24 protein-coding genes and 1 tRNA gene are annotated in these 22,606 nt (G+C 56.2%); 17 read left to right on the forward strand and 8 right to left on the reverse strand.

Annotation, left to right across the window (positions count from 1 at the left end; genetic code table 11):
* Positions 1-44 precede the first annotated feature (44 nt).
* The 4 genes from QWI16_RS08835 (at position 45) to QWI16_RS08850 (ending at position 3,301) form a co-directional block, all read left to right on the forward strand.
* The gene (locus tag QWI16_RS08835; RefSeq protein ID WP_302712442.1) at positions 45-482 is read left to right on the forward strand and encodes a helix-turn-helix domain-containing protein; all 438 of its coding nucleotides are present in this window, start codon (positions 45-47) and stop codon (positions 480-482) included.
* A gap of 83 nt (positions 483-565) precedes the next feature.
* Complete coding sequence (yajC, locus tag QWI16_RS08840) at positions 566-898, forward strand: preprotein translocase subunit YajC (protein WP_302712443.1); 333 nt, start codon at positions 566-568, stop codon at positions 896-898.
* Positions 899-962: 64 nt separating this feature from the next.
* The gene (locus tag QWI16_RS08845) at positions 963-1,943 is read left to right on the forward strand and encodes a 1-aminocyclopropane-1-carboxylate deaminase/D-cysteine desulfhydrase (RefSeq protein ID WP_302712444.1); all 981 of its coding nucleotides are present in this window, start codon (positions 963-965) and stop codon (positions 1,941-1,943) included.
* Between the two features lie 17 nt (positions 1,944-1,960).
* On the forward strand, positions 1,961-3,301 hold the full coding sequence (locus QWI16_RS08850) for an alanine/glycine:cation symporter family protein (RefSeq protein ID WP_302712445.1): 1,341 nt from the start codon (positions 1,961-1,963) through the stop codon (positions 3,299-3,301).
* Between the two features lie 19 nt (positions 3,302-3,320).
* Here QWI16_RS08850 and QWI16_RS08855 read toward each other — a convergent pair whose 3' ends face one another.
* From QWI16_RS08855 to rne, 7 genes are all read right to left on the reverse strand, one after another.
* The gene (locus tag QWI16_RS08855) at positions 3,321-3,635 is read right to left on the reverse strand and encodes a TusE/DsrC/DsvC family sulfur relay protein (protein ID WP_302712446.1); all 315 of its coding nucleotides are present in this window, start codon (positions 3,633-3,635) and stop codon (positions 3,321-3,323) included.
* Positions 3,636-3,642: 7 nt separating this feature from the next.
* The gene (tusB, locus tag QWI16_RS08860) at positions 3,643-3,948 is read right to left on the reverse strand and encodes a sulfurtransferase complex subunit TusB (protein ID WP_302712447.1); all 306 of its coding nucleotides are present in this window, start codon (positions 3,946-3,948) and stop codon (positions 3,643-3,645) included.
* On the reverse strand, positions 3,948-4,307 hold the full coding sequence (gene tusC, locus QWI16_RS08865; protein WP_302712449.1) for a sulfurtransferase complex subunit TusC: 360 nt from the start codon (positions 4,305-4,307) through the stop codon (positions 3,948-3,950). The genes tusB and tusC overlap by 1 nt, the downstream gene beginning before the upstream one ends.
* Position 4,308: 1 nt before the next feature.
* A complete protein-coding gene (gene tusD / locus QWI16_RS08870; RefSeq protein ID WP_302712451.1) occupies positions 4,309-4,701 on the reverse strand; it encodes a sulfurtransferase complex subunit TusD in 393 nt (130 codons plus the stop codon).
* Between the two features lie 38 nt (positions 4,702-4,739).
* Positions 4,740-5,417: a Bax inhibitor-1/YccA family protein gene (locus QWI16_RS08875; RefSeq protein WP_302712453.1), complete on the reverse strand. Its 678-nt coding sequence runs from the start codon at positions 5,415-5,417 to the stop codon at positions 4,740-4,742.
* A 176-nt stretch (positions 5,418-5,593) separates the two neighbouring features.
* A tRNA-Ser gene (locus tag QWI16_RS08880) sits at positions 5,594-5,684 on the reverse strand.
* 181 nt (positions 5,685-5,865) lie between these two features.
* Positions 5,866-8,880, reverse strand: coding sequence for a ribonuclease E (rne, locus tag QWI16_RS08885; RefSeq protein WP_302712455.1), 3,015 nt, complete (start codon positions 8,878-8,880; stop codon positions 5,866-5,868).
* Between the two features lie 663 nt (positions 8,881-9,543).
* Between rne and QWI16_RS08890 the strand changes: the two genes are divergently transcribed.
* Both QWI16_RS08890 and QWI16_RS08895 read left to right on the forward strand, forming a co-directional pair.
* A complete protein-coding gene (locus QWI16_RS08890) occupies positions 9,544-10,545 on the forward strand; it encodes an RluA family pseudouridine synthase (protein ID WP_302712457.1) in 1,002 nt (333 codons plus the stop codon).
* Between the two features lie 3 nt (positions 10,546-10,548).
* Positions 10,549-11,199 carry an HAD-IA family hydrolase gene (locus QWI16_RS08895; RefSeq protein WP_302712459.1) on the forward strand — a complete coding sequence of 217 codons (651 nt, stop codon included), beginning with the start codon at positions 10,549-10,551 and terminating at the stop codon, positions 11,197-11,199.
* Between the two features lies 1 nt (position 11,200).
* Here QWI16_RS08895 and QWI16_RS08900 read toward each other — a convergent pair whose 3' ends face one another.
* Positions 11,201-11,806 carry a Maf family protein gene (locus QWI16_RS08900; RefSeq protein ID WP_302712461.1) on the reverse strand — a complete coding sequence of 202 codons (606 nt, stop codon included), beginning with the start codon at positions 11,804-11,806 and terminating at the stop codon, positions 11,201-11,203.
* Positions 11,807-12,006: 200 nt separating this feature from the next.
* On the opposite strand from QWI16_RS08900, the gene QWI16_RS08905 reads away from it, so the two are divergent.
* The 11 genes from QWI16_RS08905 (at position 12,007) to cysS (ending at position 22,574) form a co-directional block, all read left to right on the forward strand.
* On the forward strand, positions 12,007-12,549 hold the full coding sequence (locus tag QWI16_RS08905; protein ID WP_302712462.1) for a YceD family protein: 543 nt from the start codon (positions 12,007-12,009) through the stop codon (positions 12,547-12,549).
* A gap of 54 nt (positions 12,550-12,603) precedes the next feature.
* Positions 12,604-12,786 (forward strand): 50S ribosomal protein L32, encoded by a 183-nt coding sequence (rpmF, locus tag QWI16_RS08910; protein WP_302712463.1) that lies wholly within the window; start codon positions 12,604-12,606, stop codon positions 12,784-12,786.
* Between the two features lie 28 nt (positions 12,787-12,814).
* Positions 12,815-13,810, forward strand: coding sequence for a phosphate acyltransferase PlsX (gene plsX, locus QWI16_RS08915; RefSeq protein ID WP_302712464.1), 996 nt, complete (start codon positions 12,815-12,817; stop codon positions 13,808-13,810).
* 62 nt (positions 13,811-13,872) lie between these two features.
* On the forward strand, positions 13,873-14,820 hold the full coding sequence (gene fabD / locus QWI16_RS08920) for an ACP S-malonyltransferase (RefSeq protein WP_302712465.1): 948 nt from the start codon (positions 13,873-13,875) through the stop codon (positions 14,818-14,820).
* Positions 14,821-14,831: 11 nt separating this feature from the next.
* Positions 14,832-15,575: a 3-oxoacyl-ACP reductase FabG gene (fabG, locus tag QWI16_RS08925; protein ID WP_302712466.1), complete on the forward strand. Its 744-nt coding sequence runs from the start codon at positions 14,832-14,834 to the stop codon at positions 15,573-15,575.
* Between the two features lie 192 nt (positions 15,576-15,767).
* The gene (acpP, locus tag QWI16_RS08930; protein WP_020209685.1) at positions 15,768-16,004 is read left to right on the forward strand and encodes an acyl carrier protein; all 237 of its coding nucleotides are present in this window, start codon (positions 15,768-15,770) and stop codon (positions 16,002-16,004) included.
* 145 nt (positions 16,005-16,149) lie between these two features.
* Positions 16,150-17,388: a beta-ketoacyl-ACP synthase II gene (gene fabF / locus QWI16_RS08935; RefSeq protein ID WP_302712468.1), complete on the forward strand. Its 1,239-nt coding sequence runs from the start codon at positions 16,150-16,152 to the stop codon at positions 17,386-17,388.
* Between the two features lie 35 nt (positions 17,389-17,423).
* A complete protein-coding gene (gene pabC, locus QWI16_RS08940) occupies positions 17,424-18,302 on the forward strand; it encodes an aminodeoxychorismate lyase (RefSeq protein WP_302712470.1) in 879 nt (292 codons plus the stop codon).
* A complete protein-coding gene (gene mltG / locus QWI16_RS08945) occupies positions 18,290-19,360 on the forward strand; it encodes an endolytic transglycosylase MltG (RefSeq protein ID WP_302712472.1) in 1,071 nt (356 codons plus the stop codon). Before pabC ends, mltG begins: the two co-directional genes overlap by 13 nt.
* Positions 19,361-19,436: 76 nt before the next feature.
* Positions 19,437-21,131, forward strand: coding sequence for a glutamine--tRNA ligase/YqeY domain fusion protein (locus QWI16_RS08950; RefSeq protein WP_302712474.1), 1,695 nt, complete (start codon positions 19,437-19,439; stop codon positions 21,129-21,131).
* Positions 21,132-21,179: 48 nt separating this feature from the next.
* Positions 21,180-22,574: a cysteine--tRNA ligase gene (cysS, locus tag QWI16_RS08955; RefSeq protein ID WP_302712476.1), complete on the forward strand. Its 1,395-nt coding sequence runs from the start codon at positions 21,180-21,182 to the stop codon at positions 22,572-22,574.
* Positions 22,575-22,606 lie beyond the last annotated feature (32 nt).

A 22,606-nucleotide genomic window follows, 5' to 3' on the forward strand; every position in this document is an offset into this window, starting at 1 on the left:
CTACTTTGGTTAAATACCATCCAGCTTGGCACAAGGAGAGCCCCATGATTCAGTTGCAGCGATTAGGTCCCCAAGTTACGGATGCGGACGGCTTTGCGCGTTCCGGTATTCGCTCCTATCACGAATATGTGGTTCTCGCCCGCCTGCCGGAGGTTGAGGGTGTATCAGGTAGAGTGATCGAGGCTCTGCAAAAGCGGGTAGGTCACTCCCCCATGGCCATTGAGCACATCGCCGAAGATCTCAATCTGTCAAAACGCACCTTGCAGCGCCGTTTGCAGCAGCAGGACTCCAGCTTTGCCCAGTTGCGGGACAGCCTGCGCTTTCATTACGCCATCAAGTACCTGATTGATGAGCATATGAGCGTCGACGCGGTTTCGACAGCGCTGGATTTTTCTGACAGGACAAGTTTTACCAACGCTTTTAAGCGCTGGACGAATCTCTCCCCCAGCGTATTTCGCAAACTGTTTCGCGATTACGCCTGAGCAACACCTTAGGCTTCAACCCGATTGCCTGAAGTTACTAAAGAAGGTAGAGTTACGCCTTTGTAAAGTGACGAGGTTTTTTCATGGGATTTTTCTTCGAGACGGCGATGGCCCAGAGCCAAGCCGCGCCTCAAGGGGCGCCAATGTACATCAATTTGTTGATGTTCGGTGGTTTGTTCCTGTTCATGTACCTGTTGATTATCCGCCCTCAGCGCAAGCGTCAAAAAGAGCATCAAAACTTGGTGTCTGCGCTGCAAAAAGGTGACGAGGTATTGCTCACCAGCGGTATGCTGGGCAAGGTCGTAAAAGTGGATGAAAACTACATTGTTCTGGAAACCGGCAACAATATAGAGCTCAAGTTTCAGAAAGTAGCCGTGCACGCCGTTTTGCCTAAAGGCACTATCAAGTCTATCTAAGGTCTGTTCTCCCTTTCCTGACTCCACCTATAATGGCAAAAAACCGTTACTGGTGGAGTTCTGGATGTCTCCTTTAAGCTTTCCTCCCAAGATCGCGCTGGCACAAACGCCGACGCCGCTTGATCGGCTCGAACGCGGTGATGTCGACCCCTACCGTCTGTGGTGTAAAAGGGATGATCTTACCGGCTGCGCCCTGAGCGGCAATAAGGTTCGTAAGTTGGAGTTTGTCCTTAGCGAAGCTCTCTCGCAGGGTGCCGACACTTTAATTACCTGTGGTGGTTTACAGTCTAACCACTGTCGGGCAACGGCTTTGATTGCTGCAGCCTGGGGGCTGAATTGCCGGTTGGTGCTTCGGGGCGAGCCGGAGCAGGTATATGATGGGAATTTACTGCTCGGCCAGTTGGCTGGTGCGCAGATTGCGTGTTTCAGCGAGCGCGAGTATCGCAAAAAGCTGCCCGAGCTGTTGGCGCATCAGGTCCAGCAAGTGTTAGCCAGCGGAGGCAAGCCCTATGTTATCCCTACCGGTGCCAGCGATGCCGTTGGCTTGTGGGGCTATGTAGCTGCAGCAAAAGAACTGGCAGAGGACTTCCAGCGGTGCCAGATTAAGCAGCCACTGGTCGTGTGTGCGGCGGGCTCTGGAGGCACTTTGGCGGGATTGGCTGCCGGGCTATCGGCTTTTTTACCCACGGCAGAGGTATTGGGTATCGCCGTGTGCGATAGCGCCGAATATTTCCGTCAGCGCGTGTATGAGGATGTCTCTGCGGCGATGGAGCGCTATCCGGGTTGCGGACTCAAGATGCCCGAAAATTTTACCGTGGTGGATGATTATATCGGGCCGGGCTACGCTCTTGTCTACCCTGAGGTAACACAGGCCATTGCCGAGGCGGCCCAATCTTCTGGCTTGATGCTCGATCCAGTCTATACCGGTAAAGCCTATTTTGGCATGCTGGAGCAACTGCGCCAACGAGCGTTTGCGCCCAGGGATGTGGTGTTTGTTCACACCGGCGGAATCTTCGGTCTCTTTCCCTATAAACACGCCTTTTAAACTGAGAGTGGCAAGTCATGGAAACTTTATCAGCGGTTTTTAGTGCCTTGAGTGGATTTATCTGGGGCCCTTATTTTTTGCTTTGGCTATTGCCCTTGGTCGGTGTGTTTTTGATGACCCGGCTGACAGGATTTCCGCTGTTGAGGATACCGGCTGCTTTTCGCCAGTTGTGGCAGGGGCGCCGGGGCAGGGGGCGCGGTGATGTCACCTCCTTTAATGCCTTAATGACCGCGCTTTCGGCCACCATTGGTACCGGCAATATTGTCGGTGTCGCGACAGCCATAGGACTGGGCGGACCAGGGGCACTTTTTTGGATGTGGTGCACAGCGCTGGTGGGTATGGCGACCAAGTATGCCGAGGCCGTGTGTGCTGTTCACTACCGCGAAACGGACAGTAAAGGCAATAATCTCGGTGGCCCGATGTATTACATCAAGAACGGCCTGGGCCCCAAGTGGACCTGGCTTGGAGGTGCGTTCGCTGTATTCGGTTGTCTGGCGGGATTTGGTATCGGCAATACGGTTCAGGCGCATTCGGTGGCCGATGCGCTCAATGGCAGCCTATCAATACCTAAGGTCCTGACCGCAGTCGTGCTTATGGCGCTGGTGTTTGTGGTGCTCATTGGCGGGGTCAGGCGTATTGCCGAGGTGGCCGGCAAACTCGTGCCGTTTATGGGAATTGCCTATGTCCTCTGTGGTTTGACGGTGATTTTTATCAATCTGGGGGCTTTGCCGGCGGCCTTTTCGCTGATCATCGACAGCGCGTTTAACGGCACTGCGGCTGCCGGCGGGTTTGCCGGCGCCGGGGTAGCGCTGGCCATACAGTTTGGCGTGGCCCGCGGTGTATTTTCCAACGAGGCCGGTCTTGGCAGCGCCCCTATAGCACACGCTGCCGCGCAGACGGACAGTCCGGTGCGTCAGGGCATGGTGGCAATGCTCGGCACGTTTATCGACACTATTATCGTGTGCTCGATTACCGGCCTGGCCATTGTAGTTACTGGTGCCTGGAGCTCTGGAGAGGAGGGGGCTTTGATGTCGCAGGCGGCTTTCGCTCACAGTTTGCCCGCCGGTGACATCTTGATTTCGGTGGCAATCGCGCTCTTTGCGTTTACCACTCTGCTGGGCTGGAGCTATTACGGCGAGCGCTGTGCCCAGTATCTTTTCGGCGCTCGCGCCATCACACCTTTTCGCGTACTTTGGGTCCTGGCGATATTCGTTGGGGCTACGGCCGAGCTCAAGCTGGTGTGGATTGTTGCCGATGTGCTGAACGGTTTGATGGCTGTGCCCAACTTGATTGCGCTTGTGCTTCTTTCGGGCGTCGTTGTCAAGCTGACGCGCGAGTTCAAACAATCGGAGCGATAGTGGGCCAAACCCGCTGCCATCAGAAGCAGTTAGCAGGACGCGGCAGGCCTGCTAGCTTGCTGACCATCAGTGCCGGCTGCGGCGGGAAGAGTGTCTGCAGATAAATGCTACGGCCCTTTTCCGGTCCAAGATGCTGATTGACGTAGCGCACCAAAGCGCGACTGGTCGGTGACAAATCAAATTCCTGATAAAAGGCTTTGACCAGGGTAATGATTTCCCAATGATCCTCGGTCAGCTCGATATTTTCGGCTTGGGCCAGTGACTTGGCCACTTCAGGCGACCAGTCATTGAGATTCAACAGATAGCCGTCTTTGTCCACAGATGGGAGCGTCATGGGGCGTTCAATACCAGCTTTGAATACACTGATGCTGGCAGCTAAGCTGCACAAACCCTTGATAATCGGTAGGTTCAATATTGTCCAGCAGGTCTTGCAGTCCACGTGCTTGAGCGTCACTTTGCAGTACGTAGATGCCGATGCCTCGGGCGCTTGCCTGCTGCAAAGAGCCGGCGCAGGGGGAGTGAGCGACAGCGCCATAGGCACCATCCTCAATCAATAAAATGCAGTCCTGCTCACTGCATAACTGCAGGCAGGATTCTAAAGAGTTGTTACTAAACGGTGACTTGTTGACCGTATGCAAGGTGCTCATCAGAAACTCAACACTTGTCGCGCTTGGGCCAGAAGTGCCCGTGTGGCCTCGTCGTTCAACAATTGTACGTTATTCAGTGACAGAGAGTCACGGTCGAGACCGCGCCTGGTCAGCGAGCGCTCGTGAACATACACTTTTTCGACCCCGAATACCGCCAGCGCGCTGAGATTTTTCCCGAGTTCCTTTTGCTCAATCGCCGAGGCTTGTTGATGGCGGTACGCTTGCCATACGCCCTCGTCCATCAGTAAAAGAGCGATGTCCTGCTCAAAGGCCGCTGCCGCAAGAACCGCATCCAATGCGTCACGGGCAAGGGAGCTGCCATAGGGCGAGTGACGGCTTATACAGACAATGGCAGACATTTCAGGCGCCAAAGGTCACTGTGCGATCGCAGGTGGCGCAGGCTTCAATGAGTTGCCCCAAACCGCTCAGGTTGAACTCGCAGGCGAGGTTGTCGGCTGGCTTGGCGTAGCGATCGCGCTCTGCCGCGTCCAGAACGCCCCGGCGCAAGGCGGCCGCGATGCAAACGACCGCGTCGAGTTGGTGCTTTGTTATCAGTTGTCGCCAGGCCTGTTGCAAGTCCAGTTCATCTTGTGGCGGGCATGTCAGAGCGGAGCCGTTATGAACGCCATCTGCGTAAAAAAACAGACGGGCTAATTGGTGCCCCTGCTCCAGCAGCGCCCGGCAAAAGCGGTAGGCCGAATAGCTGGCTGCACTGGAATAGGGGGCGCCTAAGATGACAACGGTAAATTTCATGGGTGATAAAAAAGCCCCTTGCGGGGCTTTGGAGGGATTTAGTCTTCGGCCGCGCCCAGAAGATGCAGCAGGCTGGTAAAGATGTTGATGATTGAGAGGTAGAGGCTGGTGGTTGCCAGTAGGTAGTTGCGCTCACCGCCATGAATAATGGCACTCGTTTGGAACAGGATCAGCGCAGACATCAGAATGATCACACCTGCGGAAAAGGCCAAGCTCAATACCTCCAGGTGAAAGCCGAACAAAGAGGCGCCCAACAGAAGCAGCATACAACCGATCATTACCATCAGGCCCATGGCCACGAAGCCGTGCAGGAAGCTGAAATCCTTGCGGCTCACCAACGCATAGCCCGACAGGCCAAGGAAGGTCAGTGCGGTACCGCCCAGTGCTTGCATGACAATACCCGAACCATTGTTCATAGACAGGTAGTGATTCAAGATCGGACCCAGGCTGGCGCCAATAAGGCCAGTAAAGGCGAATACGACCACAAGGCCGGTGGCAGAATTGGCGGTTTTTGGGAGCACAAACCAGATCAAGCCGAGGGCAACCAGCGACATTACCAAGCCGGCGCCCTGACCGAGGTTCAGAGCCATGGCTGCGCCAGCAGTTACGGCACTGAATGCCAGTGTAATGGCCAACAACAAATAGGTATTGCGCAGAACACGACTGACTTCGGCGGACTGCGCTACAGCTGAATGTACAGTGCGTATTTGTTCCATGGTGTATCTCCGATTCAAGTTAGATCAGAAGCTATCATACAAGCTTGCCGGTGCAATGCAATATACCCGGCACTGCTTAGAGATTGGGGCTCTGCGGGAGTTCCTCAAGGGGCAAAAATCGGGTATAAAAAAAAGCGCCTGGTTCGGCGCTTTAATTTCTGCCCTTAGGCAGTGTATGGCGGAAGGGCAGGGATTTGAACCCTGGGTAGGCTATTAACCTACGCCGGTTTTCAAGACCGGTGCATTCAACCACTCTGCCACCCTTCCGAAGTGGGGCAGATTATACATGGGTTTTTCTCAGGAGCAAGCGCCCCAGTAAAAAAACTCTGTCTTTTCCTACGCTTGCGGCCGTTTTATTGATGTCGAATTTTTTACTAGCTGCATTGACTATAAAAAAACCGGGCAGTTGCCCGGTTTTCAGTGTAGCCAGAACAGCGCTTACCAGTGTCTACTGACTCTGCTCACTCGCTGAGCTCTTGGCTACGCGGGGATCGTTCACCGGTCGTGCCAGTGGGCGAGGGTTGTGGGCCACTCGCGCCGGCTGACTGGTGTCCAGCGCCCTAGGAAGCGGGCGGCTGCGCGTTTCGGTCAAAATGCGCACCTGTTGCACGGGGCGTGGCGACACTCTTGGGTCGTTGGTGGCCCGAGTATATGCCGCAACGGGTTTTCTGTCGCCGTTTTTATCGGCGATGGTCAGCCCTGCCTCTGGCTTGTCTTGGGCGTCACTTTGCTCGATTACCGCGGGGGTGTCCTGTGCCTCTTGTTGGGCTTCTTTTTGCTCCTCAGTCTGCTCGGCAAGGGGCGTTTTCGGAGCCGCTTCCGCTTCTGCGGATTCGCTGGGCTGAGCGGGTGGCGTCTTGTCGTCATTGATACTGACGGCAGGCGCCTCCTCGCTCACCACTTCGGCTTGCGCCGGGGCGTCAGTTGCCACCGCTAACTCTTCGGGGGGAGCCTCAACTGGTTGAGTCGATGGACTTGCCTCGGTAGTCGCTGTCGTGTCCGCTTTCACGGCCTTAGCAGAAGCGTCGACAGAGTCTTTGGGGTTCTCCTCAAGGCTTTGTTCGGCGGCGTCATTGACCGCTACGCCAGAGGCTTCAGCGGCGGGCGCAGCGTTCTTATACGGTTCGTCGGCTCGATCCGAGCCTGCCTCGTCTTCACGGCGGTTCGGGCGGCGTTTGTCGGCGCGTTCTGCTCCTTCAGGCCGGTCCTGGTTGCTGTTATTTGCGGCGCGCTTCGAGCGGACATCGGGCTGCGAGTCTCCGACATTTTCCTGGTCTTGCCCAGCGTCTTGCTGAGCATCAATGGCCTGGTTGACCTGATCGTTCAGGTTTTGCTCTTCGGCGGTATCGCTGCGACGGCGGCGGCGTTGATTTCCACGACGACGACCCGATGGACGCTTGGGTGGGCGCTGCTCGTTACTGTCTGCCTGTTGGCTATCCTCAGGTGCTGGTGTTACCTCAGCGGCTACCTGACCCTGCTGAGCGTCGCTTTGCTGGCGTTGTTCGTCACGGTTGCGATTGCGTCCGCGACTGCGTCCTCGGCGCCCACGACCAGAGCGGTTGTCGCCGCGTTCGGCGTTGTTCTGGTTTTCATCGTTTTCTTTGTCCTGGGCGTCTCTGGGCTTGCCGCGGCCTTTTGCGTCCTTGCCGCCCTTGGCGGGCTTGCTGTCACGCTCATCGCTTGAGCCGCCACCTTTGCGGCCGCGATTTTGCGGTTTGCCGCGACGGTTGCGCTGATTGGGTTTAGGCTTGTTGCGCTTGTCTTTCGGTGTTTCTTCTTCCGACTCAAACAGACCCTGGAGCCAGCTGATTAGCCGAGCGATGACGCCCGGGGTGGGCTTTTCAACCGGTGCCGGCGCCTGCTCAGTGGGGGCCGTCGGCTGTACCAGTGGGCGCGGGATATTGATCGGCGCTTCGTCCGTGACCTGCTCCTGCTCACTGTGGTCGTCTGAGGCCACAATTTTGTAACTGGTTTCCAGTGTGCCTTCGTCATCATCGCGCAGGCGCTGCACCTCAAAGTGCGGCGTCATCATTTCGGCATTGGGCACTACCACAACGCGAGTGTTATTGCGCTGCTCAATATTGAAAATGGTTTTGCGCTTTTCGTTGAGCAGATAGGTCGCCACAGAGGTGGGCGCAATTGCGCGAATCTCGGCACTACGTTCTTTTTGCGCTTCTTCTTCAACGAGGCGCAAAATGGACAATGCCAGCGAACGGGTGCCGCGAATGGTGCCCTGACCGTTACAGCGCGGGCACACTTTTGAGTGCACTTCGCCGAGTGATGGGCGCAAGCGCTGGCGTGACATTTCCAGAAGGCCGAAGCGGGAGATGCGACCGATCTGAACGCGGGCGCGATCCATGGCCAGTGCATCGCGAATGCGGTTTTCCACTTCGCGCTGATTGCGGGTTGCCTGCATATCGATGAAGTCGATCACGACCAGACCGCCCATGTCGCGCAGGCGAAGTTGGCGAGCGATTTCGTCAGCGGCTTCAAGGTTGGTTTGCAGCGCTGTCTCTTCGATGTCGCCGCCTTTGGTGGCGCGTGAAGAGTTAATGTCAATTGACACCAATGCTTCGGTCACATCGATAACGATGGAACCGCCCGAGGGCAATTTTACTTCGCGCTGAAAGGCTGTCTCGATCTGACTCTCGATCTGATAGCGGTTAAAAAGCGGAATGTCGTCTTGGTACAGCTTGACCTTACTACCGAAGTTAGGCATGACTTGGCGAATAAAGCCTGAGGCCAACTCAAAAGATTCTTTGTTGTCGACAATCACTTCGCCGATATCCTGGCGCAGGTAGTCGCGGATGGCGCGAATGATGACGTTGCTTTCCTGGAACAGGAAAGTAGGTGCCTTACAGCTTTTGGCGCCCTGGTCGATGGACTCCCAGAGTTGCAGCAGGTAGTTTAAATCCCACTGCAGTTCCTCGGCGCTGCGACCGACGCCGGCGGTACGGATAATAATGCCCATGCCGTTGGGGATAGTGATTTTGCTCAGCGCATCGCGCAGCTCGGCGCGGTCTTCGCCCTCAATACGGCGGGAAATGCCACCGGCGCGAGGATTGTTGGGCATAAGCACCAGATAGCGTCCTGCCAGGCTGATAAAAGTGGTCAGAGCTGCGCCCTTATTGCCGCGCTCTTCTTTATCCACTTGCACTATGACTTCAGTGCCTTCCTTGACGACCTCTTTGATTTTTACGCGACCATCGCTGTCGCCGGACGACTTACTGAAATACTCGCGGGAAATTTCTTTGAGGGGAAGAAAGCCGTGACGCTCTGCGCCATAGTCGACAAAAGCCGCTTCAAGGCTGGGTTCTACTCGGGTGATGCGGCCTTTATAAATGTTGGCCTTTTTCTGTTCGCGATTGCGGTTTTCAATGTCCAGATCGTACAGCCACTGGCCGTCAACCAGCGCTACTCGCAACTCTTCGGGCTGAGTTGCATTTATCAGCATTCTTTTCATGCGTTTCCTAGTCTTTCCTGTTGGGCGCAGCCTGCCCAAGGCGACTCATCAACGCTAATAGTGTCTTGTGCAACCTTTGCTTTCTGCCGTGCTGCGTTATGCTCACGTCAGTGGTTGCCGGATTGTATTGAACTTCGTCGTCGGCCCGCTCGGAATGGGGAGTGAGAACCGAAATGTCAATATTGTCTATCTGAACCCGTTTGTTACCAATGTGACCGGTGTTGTGCCGGTCTCGACTCTTTGCCTGCCTGTGCAGTTGGCCTCGGCGGCCGTCTCTCGTATGAGTTTATCTCGGAGCCTCTGGCCCTCTCATCGTAAAAGCTCTGCCAGTGTTGGGCTTGGTATCTTTACAAAACACATTTAGCGGATCAGTCGCATTGCGCTTGCTGCGCAATGGTTTGGGTGTTCGCGCTGCCGGGTAATCCAACCGGGAGCCGGGCGCGCGTCGCACCTGTTCATCACTTTGCCGGCCCCCCGCAAACCTAATTTGTGGGGGAGGGCCTGAGCTGGCAGCGGTATTTCCTCGCGACACGCCTTAAACGCTATGTCCGGAAACCTGCCTGTCGCAGCTGCTCCGAATATAACAGCAATGGCAAGCCCCCGCAAATTCAATTTTCGTGCCGAAGCTACCTGAGGCGGATGCTTTGCTGATAAAATGTCGCTATGAGCAGTCAATTACCCCCCTCTGCCAAGTTGGATGAGCGCTTTGCCGCCGTGCAATATTGGCCGGTTGACGCCGATCAGGCCGGTCAACGCATCGATAATTACCTGGTGGCACGCCTGAAGGGGGTGCCGCGCACCCATGTGTACAAGCTGTTGCGCAAAGGGGAAGTGAGGGTTAATAAAGGAAGAATTCGTGCCGACTATCGGCTGTGCGCAGGGGATGTGGTGCGCTTGCCCCCCCTTAAGGTGGCGACCAAGGCGCCGCCCAAACAGCTCAGTCAGGGCTTGGGGCGCCAGCTTGAGGGTGCGGTGCTTTACGAAGACGACGGCATGCTGGTAGTCAATAAGCCGCCCGGTCTCGCGGTTCATGGCGGTAGTGGCGTGAGCTTGGGGCTGATTGAGGCGCTGCGCCAGTTGCGCCCTCAGGCGCGTTACTTGGAGCTCGTGCATCGCCTGGATCGCGACACGTCAGGCTGCATCATGATTGCCAAGAAGCGCAGCTATCTGCGCCATCTGCAGCAAGCGCTCAGGGAAAAGTCCGCAGGCTCCGATACGATCACCAAGGTGTATCAAGCGTTGGTGGTGGGTCGCTGGCCGGCTCGAGCCTTAGAGGTGAAAGCGCCACTGCTCAAACTTGAGCAATCGGATGGGCGCGAGCGTATTGTTAAGGTGCATCCGGAGGGGAAGCGCAGTCTGACTCGCTTTAATGTGTTGCGGGAGTTTCGCGAGTTTACGCTGGTTGAGGCGCGCCCCATGACCGGCAGAACCCACCAGATTCGGGTTCATGCGCAGTATAAAGGTTGCCCGTTGCTGGGGGATGAGAAGTACGGTGATGATGCCGTGAATGCGTCTATGCGCTCGCGCGGCGCCAAGCGTCTTTTCTTGCATGCCAGCGCTCTGGGTTTTCGGCTCCCCGGCGAGGGCGGGTGGGTAACGGTTGAGGCGCCTTTGTCGGCGGACTTACAGGCTGTGGTTGAGTCTCTAGCGCAGGAGGAGGGTTGAGATTTGTTGTACATTTTTGATTGGGACGGCACCCTAAGCGACTCTACCGGCACTATTGTGACGGCCATGCAGCGGGCCGCTGAAGATATCGGCTGGCAGCGTCCCGGCACCGAGTCGGTGCGCAATATTATAGGCCTCGGCTTGCCTGAGGCGCTGGAGACGCTCTACCCAGGTATCGCAAGTCAGGATATGCTGGCGATCCGCGATCGCTACCGCCACCATTACTTGACGCTCGATCAGGCTAGCCCTGCTGAGTTCTATCCCCGTGTATTGGATTCGCTCGACCGGCTCAGAAGCGAGGGGCATTTGCTTGCCGTTGCAACGGGCAAAAGTCGCAATGGTTTAGATCGTGTTTTTGAGGCGCTCGACCTACAGGGCTTTTTCCACGCGAGCCGGTGCGCCGATGAGACGGCTTCCAAGCCGGACCCGTTGATGCTGCACCAGCTGCTCGATGAGCTGGCTATGCCTGCAGAGCAGGCGGTCATGGTGGGTGACACAGAGTACGACATGGATATGGCCAGGCGTGCGCCCATGGCGAGAATTGCGGTTAGCTATGGCGCACACGCGCCGGAGCGGCTGATCGCCTATGAACCCGCTCTGTGCATGAGCTGCTTTTCTGAAATTCTCGGTTGGCGGCCTGTGGGCGCTGCTTGAACTAAGTGTTATTACGGGTGTTCGGGGGCGCGAGCAGGTCGATCCCCGCGTCGTACAGCAGTCGGGTGAGGGCGATCAACGGAAGGCCGATAAGGGTGTTGGGGTCATCGCCGGCCAGCTGCTCAAACAGCGCAATGCCCAGCGACTCGCACTTAAAGCTCCCGGCGCAGTCGTAGGGCTTGTCGCGCTGAAGATAATACTCGATTTGGGTGTCGTTTAGGCGGCGAAACCGCGCGGCATAACTTTCGACGGCGCTCCAGCGGCGCCCGGTGGCGCTGTCGTACACACAAAGACCGGTGTAAACATCCAGACTTTGACCACTGCAGGCCTTGAGCTGGGCTCGCGCCCGCTCGTGGGAGCCGGGTTTGTCGAGCATAACACCATTGAGGCTGGCCACCTGGTCTGAACCGATGATCAGGTGATCGGGGTGTGCGGCGGCTAAAGCCGCCGCCTTGGCCTCGGCCAACCGAAGCGCTCGATCCTTGGGGGCTTCGGCTGGTAGAGGGGTTTCATCCAGGTTCGGGGCCGTCCATTGAAAGTCAACGCCGAGCCTGCTCAGGAGCGCTCGGCGGTAGGGGGAGCTTGAGGCGAGGAGAATTTCTCTCATAAGGTCAAATGCTCTTTGAGTGTCCGCACCGGGTGCCGCTTATTGGCGGCCATTCTATGAAATTTCTCCGGGATATGCCCGTTTATCGGCCTTGGCGGAGGCAGGCGCCCCGCTTTTTGCCCGCAAACCCTTGAAAAACTTGGTGTTGGTGGTCAATTTTCTTTGACACCGGGGGTTTGTATCCCTATTATTGCGCGCTTATGTCTCAAGCACCCTCAAGCAAGCCTTTGCCGCGCCGCGGAGATCCGCGCAAATACGCCCAGCAGGGTGTCGAGCTGGCTGGTATTGTGGCTCTTGAGGCGCTGCCGCGATTGCGCGATGCGGTGGCAGGCGAGGGTGCGGAGTTTTCGGCGCTCTTGTCTTTCCGAGTTGATGAGCAAGGCAAAAGAGTGCTCGAAGGATCGGTTGAGGGGGTGGTGAGTGTGATTTGCCAGCGCTGCCTCGAGCCGGTGGATTTGCCTCTGAGCTGCCACATCCGTCTCGGTATAATGTGGGGTGAGGATCAGGCTCGGGCCTTGTCCCGGGATCTGGACCCCTGGATTGTCGGTGAGGGGCAGGCTGATCTCTACGAGATTGTAGAGGAAGAGCTGTTACTGAGCCTGCCGGCGGTGGCCTACCACGATTACGCGTGTGTTGCCGAAGAAAAGTTCGTCAGCGAGGCACCGGAGGCGGCTAGGGCGCAAGAGTCCAAGCCAAACCCGTTTCAAGTTCTGGAGCAACTCAAAGGAACGCCGAAAAAGTAGAGTCATCTACCAGAGGCGCCCCGGCTTCAGTTTATTGTTATATAGGAGTTAATCATGGCCGTTCAACAAAATAGAAAGACACGTTCCAAGCGCGGCATGCGTCGCTCACACGACGCTCTGACCGGGCAGGCACTGTCTGTCGATCCTACTAGTGGTGAAAAGCATCTGCGTCACCACGTTAGCGCCGACGGTTTCTACCGTGGCCGCAAGGTGATCGATAAAGCATCAGACGAGTAATCGTGTTCGGCAATAAGACGATTTAACATTGTCTGAAGCAATACGACTGGCACTCGATGCTATGAGCGGGGACTTCGGTCCCCGCATTACTATTCCCGCAGCGCTGATCTATGCGCAGGATGCCCCTGACGTCCAGATCCAGCTTTATGGCGATCCGGACCTTATCCGGGGCACAGCACAAGGGCCGTTGCCGGCCAATGTCACAGTGCACCCCTCCGAAACCGTTGTTCCTATGGATGCCGATCCTCGCCAGGCCCTGCGCCAGGGGGCAGGCTCCTCTATGTGGCGGTCGCTAGAGGCGTTGGCCTCAGGCGATGCCAACGCCTGTGTCAGTGCGGGTAACAGTGGCGCTTTGCTGCTGATTAGCCGGCGGGTAGTTGGCGGTATCGAAGGCGTGGAGGTACCGGCGTTTTGCAAAGCCATGCCCGTTGAGTCTGGACACACATTGATGCTGGATCTGGGGGCGAACTTACACTGCAGCAGTGCTCAGCTACTGCAATTTGCGCGCATGGGGCATATTCTGGCCGAGTCGGCTGGCGTAAGGTCGCCGCGTGTTGGGCTGCTTAATATCGGCAGCGAGGCGGGCAAGGGCACCAAGATCATTCGCGATGCGGCCGAGTTGATGGGCGCGTGCAATGAGCTGAATTTCTGCGGTTATGTGGAGGCTGACTCCATCTACACCGGCGTGGTTGAGGTGATTGTCTGCGACGGTTTCAGTGGCAATATCGCCTTAAAAACCAGCGAGGGTGTTGCCCGGCTTATTTCCAGGCGTATTGAGAAGAGCTTTTCTTCTGGTTGGGGTCGGCTCGGAGGGCTGCTGATGTGGCCGATTCTCAGGCGTTGGCGAGCAGAACTGAACCCCGACGCCTATAATGGCGCGGTGCTTGCGGGCCTTGCCGGCACCGTGATCAAGAGTCATGGCGGCGCCGGTATCGCGGCCACTGTCAATGCGCTCAGCCTCGCCTGTGAACAGGCGAGGTTGGGTGTTCCGACGAGAATCACCCGGGCGCTAACGTCTGGCTAACCTTTGGCGTGTGCCCTCACGGTCGTTTCACCAAACAACATCATTAATAAGAGCTTTACATTATGACCACCTCACATCTGGCTTTTGTTTTTCCCGGTCAGGGGTCGCAAAAAATCGGTATGTTGGCCGACTTGGCCGCCGCCTTTCCGATTGTTCAACAGAGTTTTGACGAGGCCTCCGAGGTTCTCGGTTACGATTTGTGGGAGCGCTCCCAATCGGGGTCGCAAGAGCAAATCAACTTGACAGAGTGCACCCAGCCACTGCTTTTAACGGCCAGTGTCGCCTGTTGGCGCGTGTGGCAGGAGCGTGCCGGCGCCCGCCCGGCTCTGATGGCGGGGCACAGTCTCGGGGAGTGGTCTGCGCTCGTATGCTCCGGTGTCGTTGCTTTTGCCGATGCCGTGGCACTTGTGCGCCAGCGTGGCAAGTTCATGCAAGAGGCGGTGCCGGCTGGCGTGGGTGCCATGGCGGCGATTATCGGTCTTGAGGATGAAGCGGTTAGCGCCGCCTGTGAGAAGTCGCAGGCCGGAGAGGTGGTGGCGCCGGTCAACTTTAATTCGCCTGGGCAGGTGGTGATTGCCGGTCATTCGGCAGCCGTTGAGCGGGCGATGGAGGCCTGTAAAAGCGCTGGGGCCAAGCGTGCATTGCCTCTGCCGGTGAGTGCACCTTTTCACACCTCACTGATGCGCCCGGCCGCCGACAGGCTGGCTGAGTTAGTCAATGCAACCGAGTTTTTGGCGCCGCAAACGCCGGTGATTCACAATGTCCATGCCCAGGTCGAGTCTGATCCGGCGCGCATCAAGGCGCTGATGATCGAGCAGATCTACGCGCCCGTGCTTTGGGTGGATTGCGTGAACGCCATGACCGCCAAAGGCGCTACCCAATTGGTAGAGTGCGGCCCAGGTAAGGTGCTCAGCGGTTTGGCAAAGCGTATTGATCGCAATCTGAGTGCGACTTCCATAGAAACTCCAGCCGATTTTGATGCGGCCCTGGCTGAAATTAACGGACAATAAGAGACGTATTTATGAGCTTAGAAAACAAAGTGGCGCTGGTTACAGGCGCCAGCCGCGGTATTGGAGCGGCCATTGCTGAGCAATTGGCCCAGGCCGGAGCCGTGGTTATTGGTACCGCCACCAGCGAATCAGGGGCGGCGGCAATTGGCGAGCGTCTGAGTGCGGCAGGTTATCAAGGGGCGGGAATGGTGCTCGATGTGACCAGTCCGGAGTCCATTGATAATCTTCTGCAGCAGGTGCAGGAGCAGTATGGGGTACCGGTTATTTTGGTAAACAACGCCGGCATCACTCAGGACAATCTGCTGATGCGAATGTCCGAAGAAGAGTGGTTCAATGTCGTCAATACCAACCTCAGCTCTATCTATCGTCTGAGTAAGGCCGTTTTGCGTGGGATGATGAAGGCGCGCTGGGGTCGTATTGTCAATGTGGGCTCGGTGGTGGGCTCTATGGGCAACGCTGGGCAAGCAAATTATGCGGCCACTAAAGCCGGTGCGGCCGGCTTTGCCCGCTCGCTAGCCGCCGAAGTCGGCTCGCGCGGTATTACCGTAAATACAGTGGCGCCTGGTTTTATCGATACGGATATGACCAAGATCCTACCCGATGATCAAAAGGCGGATTTGCTTAAGAGGATCCCCCTTGGCAGACTGGGCAAGCCTGAGGAAATCGCGGCGGTGGTGGCCTTTTTGGCGTCTGGTGCCGGCGGCTATGTGTCGGGCGAGACGATTCAGGTGAACGGCGGCATGTACATGTGCTAATTTCTAGGCTAACTGTTTGTTTTTTATGAAAAAAGCTGCGCAGGGGAAAGTTTTTTTGCCCTATGCGTTACAACACGGTGAAAATAGATGTAAAATGCGCGTCGATTTCGCCGTAGATAATCTGGAACCGCCACAGTGGTTCAGAATGGTGACGGTTTCGTCGATACTACCTACTAGGAGTTGAATTAGATCATGAGCAGCATTGAAGAACGCGTAAAAAAAATCGTTGCTGAGCAACTGGGCGTTAAAGAAGATGAAGTGAAAGCCGAGGCTTCTTTCGTTGAAGATTTGGGCGCGGACTCTCTGGATACTGTAGAGTTGGTGATGGCTCTTGAAGAAGAGTTTGAAACCGAAATTCCGGATGAAGAAGCCGAGAAAATCACCACTGTTCAGTTGGCCATCGATTACATCAATGCCAATCTGGCCTGATCTGCGATTTCGTTGATACCAGGTTTTGCGAAAGCCGTATTATTGCAAAATAGTACGGCTTTTTCTTTTTGAACGTTGTTGGGCAGGACGGACCCGGTTGCGAGAGCGTCGTTCTGGGTGTTCCTGTTCAGGGAGATTGATTTAAGTGTCGCGCAAGAGAGTGGTTGTTACCGGGCTCGGTATGGTAAGCCCGCTGGGGAATACGGTTGCTGAAACCTGGGATGGAATACTGCAGGGCAAAAGCGGTGTGGCGCCTATTGCTACTTTCGATGTGTCGGCTTTTAGTACGCAGTTTTCCGCCTCGGTAAAAGACTTCTCCGTCGACGGTTATTTTGCCGCCAAAGATGCGCGCAAAATGGATCCCTTCATACAGTTTGGAATGGTGGCCGGCATTCAGGCAATGCGCGACTCTGGTCTGGAGGTCACCGAAGAAAACGCCACTCGAATCGGTGTGTCTATCGGTTCAGGTATTGGTGGTATTGGTACGATTGAAGACGGTACTCTTGTGGTCGAGCACAAGGGGCCGAGACGTATGTCTCCTTTCTTTGTTCCAGGTGCAATCATCAACATGATTGCCGGTAATCTCTCGATTCACTATGGTTTACGCGGCCCGAACCTGGCGGTCACAACCGCTTGCACGACCGGCACCCATTGCATTGGTCTGGCGGCGCGCTCGATCATGTACGGCGAAACAGATGTGATGTTGGCCGGTGGCGCAGAAATGGCGACAACCCCAGTGGGGTTGGGTGGCTTCGCCGCCGCCCGTGCCCTGTCCACCCGCAACGACAATCCCACCGCCGCCAGCCGTCCTTGGGACAAAGACCGTGATGGTTTTGTCTTGGGCGATGGGGCCGGGGTTATGGTGCTTGAGGAGTACGAGCACGCCAAGGCTCGTGGAGCCAAGATTTACGCCGAGCTGGTCGGCTTTGGCATGAGTGGTGACGCCTACCATATGACCTCGCCGCCCGCCGATGGCGCTGGTGCGGCTCTATCCATGCAAAATGCCATCAATGATGCGGCCATCGCTCTGGAAGACATCAATTACATTAACGCCCACGGCACATCAACCCCTGCCGGGGATAAAGCCGAGTGTCATGCGGTCAAAGCCGTGATGAAATCCGCAGTGGATCAAGTGGCGGTGAGTTCCACCAAGTCAATGATTGGCCATCTGTTGGGCGCTGCCGGTGCGGTCGAGGCGATTTTCAGTGTTTTGGCCATTCGAGACCAGGTGGCCCCGCCGACCATCAACCTCGATAACCCCGATGAAGGTTGCGACATCAACCTGGTGCCCCATACCGCTCAGCAGCGCGCTATCAAGGCGGTACTGAGTAACTCCTTCGGTTTTGGCGGTACTAACGGATCGCTGATCTTTTCCAAGCTGTGATACTTTAACCCAATTGCCTTTGAAGGCGGCTCCTGATGTCCGATTTCAAAGCCCCCCTTACCTGGATCAATGGCGAGCGCGGAGGCGGTATTTCGCCGCTGGATCGCGGCTTCGCCTACGGCGATGGCCTGTTTGAAACCTGCCGTGTTGATCGCGGCAGCATTCCTTTGTGGCAGCAACATCTCAAACGTTTATCTCAAAGCGCTGAAAAGCTATCAATCCCCTTCGATATCAACCTGTTACAGCTCTATCTTAAAGTTGTCTTTGACGACTTGGGCGCCGCTTCCGGTGTGCTTAAGCTGACTTTGACGAGAGGGGAAGGGGGGCGAGGCTATGGCTTGCCAGAGGCGGTAAGGCCCAATTGGGTTGTGCTTTTTACCCCTGGAGAGATTCCCATGGACTCCAGTCCCTGCAGCGTTCGGGTGTGCCGTCAGCGGCTGTCGCGCAATGCTTCCCTCGCCGGTCTCAAGCACCTCAATCGGCTTGAAAATATACTGGCGCGTGCTGAGTGGAGTGATTCGGCGATCGCCGAGGGATTGATGCTTGACGACACCGGGCGGGTGATCGAGGCAACTTCTCACAACCTCTTTGCTCTGATCGATGGCGTCTGGTGTACCCCTGAGCTCGGTGAGGCGGGGGTGCGCGGGGTCATGCGTCAACTCGTGATAGAAGAGCTGGCGCCCGCTCTCGGCGTGGAAGTCGCTGAGCGCGCTCTTTCACTAGAGCATATCGCCAGCGCTCGTGAGCTGATGGTGTGCAACAGCGTGCGAGCTATACGCCCCGTCGATTGCGTCCTCGACAGTGACGGACGTGAGCTGGTGCTTTTTGATAGCGCGGAACAGGGCCTTCGGTTACACCGGGCGCTCGATGATTGGATGAGCAAAAGAGGTAGCAAACACCAGTGGGACAAGTAGCAATGGGTTTTATCCGCCGTGTCTGCCTGCTGACCCTGTTGGCAGCCGTGGTCTCCGCCTTCGGCGCTTTTCAGTACTTTAAAAAGTGGCTCAATGAGCCTCTGGAGTTGGGGCAGGATGGTCTGGAGTATCAACTGCAGCGCGGCGGATCTTTGGGGCAGGTGGCTCACACCATGGCCCGCGATCAGGTATTGAAGCACCCTCAGGTACTCGTGCTCTATGCGCGCCTGACCGGCCAGGGTCAGGTTCGTGCCGGCGATTATCGCTTTGAGGCTGGTACTACGCCAGCCCGACTGGTGGCCATCCTCAACACCGGTGACGTTGTCGACTACAGTGTGACCCTTATTGAGGGCTGGACCTTTGCGCAGGCGCTAGAAGCTTTAAGTGCTGCACCAAGAGTGGAGGCGCGGCTCAAGGGCGAGCCACTGGAGGCCCAGCTGGCGATGCTTGATCTGCCAATTGAGCACCCCGAAGGCTGGTTTTTCCCCGATACCTATCACTATTCGGGGGGCACGACGGATATTGAGATCTTGCATCGGGCTTACCGCAAAATGCGCACCCGGCTGGATGCTTTGTGGCAGGGGCGGGGGGATGGTTTACCTTACGAATCGCCCTACGAAGCGCTGATTATGGCCTCGATTGTCGAACGCGAGACGGGAGCCAGTTGGGAGCGCCAGAAAATCGCGGGCGTTTTTGTCCGCCGGTTACAACAGAATATGCGGCTGCAAACCGACCCTACCGTCATTTACGGTATGGGCACTCAGTACCAAGGTAGGATCGGTTACGACGATTTGCGCCGCGACACCCCTTACAACACCTACACCCGCCGGGGTTTGCCGCCGACACCCATCGCCTTGCCCGGCGAAGGGGCGCTCTATGCCAGTATGCACCCCGAGCCGGGCACTGAGCTCTATTTTGTGGCCAAGGGCGACGGGACCCATGTGTTTTCTTCCTCACTCGAAGAACACAATGCAGCGGTCCAGCAGTATCAACTGAAACGCCGTAGCGACTATCGCTCAACCCTAACACCCGGTGCTGGTACAGGGGTAACACAGTAGGAAATCAGGGGCTTAGGCTATACAATACCCGCCTTTGCGCCTCTTGGCGTTGGGTTTAATCTGGATTGTGAGCGGTATGAGCGACACACCTTCAAGCGAAAGCGCGGCAAAGCAAAAGCCGGCGCACTTTATTCAAAACATCATCAAGCGCGACTTGGATGAGGGAAAAGTAACGTCCATTGTGACGCGCTTTCCACCCGAGCCTAACGGTTATTTGCACATCGGCCACGCCAAGTCCATTTGCCTGAATTTTGGCCTGGCGAAAGATTTTGGCGGACAGTGCAATCTGCGATTTGACGATACCAACCCCGAAAAAGAGAGCGATGAGTACGTCGAGTCTATTAAGCGCGACGTCAGCTGGCTGGGCTTTCAGTGGCAAGGAGATATTCGTTTTACCTCGGACTATTTTGACACTCTCTACAGCTGGGCGTTGGAGCTGATTCGGGTGGGCAAAGCCTACGTATGCGATCTGACGCCGGAGCAAGCCCGCGAATACCGCGGCACCTTGACCGAGCCTGGCCGCAACAGCCCAACACGCGATCGCAGCGTCGAGGAAAACCTAACCTTGTTTGAAAAAATGCGGGCGGGTGAGTTCGATGAAGGGCGCTGCTCTCTGCGCGCAAAAATTGATATGGCCTCCCCCAACATCAATATGCGCGATCCGGTTATTTATCGCATTAAAAAAGTCAGGCATCACCACACAGGAGATAAGTGGTGTGTGTACCCCTCCTACGATTTTGCTCATGGGCAAAGCGATGCTATTGAGGGCGTGACACATTCTATTTGCACACTGGAGTTTGAAGACCATCGGCCCCTGTATGAGTGGTTTATTGCCAACTTGTCGGTGCCGGCCACTCCCAAACAGTACGAGTTTGCCCGACTTAACCTGAACTATACCGTCACGAGCAAGCGCAAGCTTCGTCAGCTGGTTGATGATGGCCATGTGGACGGTTGGGACGACCCGCGTATGCCGACCATATCCGGCATGCGTCGGCGGGGCTTTACGCCTGCTTCACTGCGTAATTTTTGCGAGAGGATTGGCGTAACCCGCGCCGACAGCGTCGTAGATGTTGGCATGCTTGAGTACTGTGTGCGGGATGACCTTGATAAGAATGCACCGCGTGCAATGTGTGTGCTGCGCCCGCTAAAAGTGACCTTGACCAACTACCCCGAAGACAGGCGCGAGGAGTTTGTTGCGCCAGGCCATCCTAACCGTGATGATCTGGGTGAGCGTCGTCTGTCCTTTGGTCCTTCGCTCTATATCGATAGAGAAGATTTTCGTGAAGAGGCCAATAAAAAATACAAGCGTCTTGTTATTGGCAAGCGTGTGCGCCTTCGAAATGCCTACGTAATTGAAGCGGATGAATGCATAAAGGATGACGGTGGCCAAATCATTGAGGTCAAAGCCCGCGTCATTGACAATACCATCGGTCAGGATCCCGAGGACGGCATAAAACCAAAAGGTGTGATTCACTGGGTCAGTGCCCATGATCATCTTGCCTGCGACGTGCGCCTTTACGATCGGCTTTTTACCGAGGAGTCCCCAGGCAGTGGTGGCAAGGATTTTCTGGAGTCCATTAATCCGGACAGCCTTGAAGTGCTCACCGGCTGCATGGCCGAACCATCGCTTGCGAATGCGGCTGCAGAGTTTGCGTATCAGTTCGAGAGAGAAGGGTATTTCTGTCTGGACGAAAAATACAGCAAGTCGGGTAAGCCCGTGTTCAATCGCACGATTGGTCTGCGTGATAGCTGGGCAAAAATTGCGGACTGAACGAACCGTTGAGTTTGTGAAGTCATTATTCATCAAAGCAGCAGGACTATGTCTCTAAGAATTTACAGCACCCTCAGCCGCCAGAAAGAAGTCTTTATACCGAAAGAGCCGGGTAAAATCGGCCTCTACGTGTGTGGCGTGACTGTTTACGATTATTGCCATATTGGACACGCGCGGGTGTTGGTGGCGTTTGACGTGATTACGCGCTTTTTGCGCTCGCAGGGGTGGGAGGTCAACTATGTCCGCAACATAACCGACATAGACGACAAAATTCTCAACCGCGCTGCTGAGAACGGCGAGGCCTACACGGATCTGACGGCCCGCTTTATTGACTTTATGCACGAGGACGAGCGGGCGCTGGGCGTGCTGGCGCCCTCGATCGAGCCTCGTGCAACCGCTCATATCGACGATATTCTGGCAATGATCGGTCAACTGGTCGATAAGGGCCACGCGTATTCGGCGTCCAATGGCGATGTCTATTACCGAGTCTCCAGCTTTGCCGATTACGGCAAATTGACCAACAAAGACCCCGAGCAATTATTGGCCGGCGCCCGGGTAGAGGTGGATAGCGCGAAGGAAGACCCGCGGGATTTCGCACTGTGGAAACACGCTGATGAGGCCGAGGTGGGTTGGGACTCCCCATGGGGACGGGGCCGTCCTGGCTGGCACATCGAGTGCTCCGCCATGAGTAAAACCTGTCTCGGGCGGCATTTCGATATTCATGGCGGTGGTCCGGACTTGCCGTTTCCCCACCATGAAAATGAAATTGCCCAGAGCGAGGCCGCCAACGGCTGCCAATACGCCAACTACTGGATGCACGCCGGTGCCGTACGCCTGGACGGCGAGAAGATGTCCAAGTCCTTGGGTAACTTCTTTACTATTCGCGACGTTCTCGCGAAGTACCACCCGGAGGTAGTACGTTATCTGCTGATTGCGAGCCACTACCGAAGTCCGATCAATTATTCGGAAGACAACTTAATTGAGGCACGCTCAGGCTTGGACCGTTTTTACAGCGCTCTGCGTGGCTATGAAGACGTTAGCGCCGCCTCGCCCGATGATTTGACCGGCAGCGAGTTTTATCAGCGCTTTGTCGAGGCGATGAGTGACGATTTCAATACTCGTGTGGCGCTTGCCGCAATGTTTGATCAGGCCCGCGCCCTCAATAGTGAAAGTGATCCGCAGGCGGCCGCTGCCGCCGCTGCCGCGCTGAAAGCGATGGGCAAGGTGTTGGGATTGCTGGAGGCGTCGCCCGAGCAATTTCTGCAAGCCGGCTCAGAGTCAGATATGCCTGCGCAGATGGTGGAAGCCTTAATAGACGAGCGCATTGCGGCAAAGAAAGCTCGGGATTTTGCTCGCGCCGACGAAATTCGGGCCCAACTGACCGAGGCGGGTATTGTGCTGGAAGACTCCGCTCAGGGGACTGCCTGGCGCCGCGAGGCATAGGCCAGTGAATACATTTCATGCAAACGGGGTAA

Source organism: Gilvimarinus algae (genome assembly GCF_030518215.1).
GTDB classification, from domain to species: domain Bacteria; phylum Pseudomonadota; class Gammaproteobacteria; order Pseudomonadales; family Cellvibrionaceae; genus Gilvimarinus; species Gilvimarinus algae.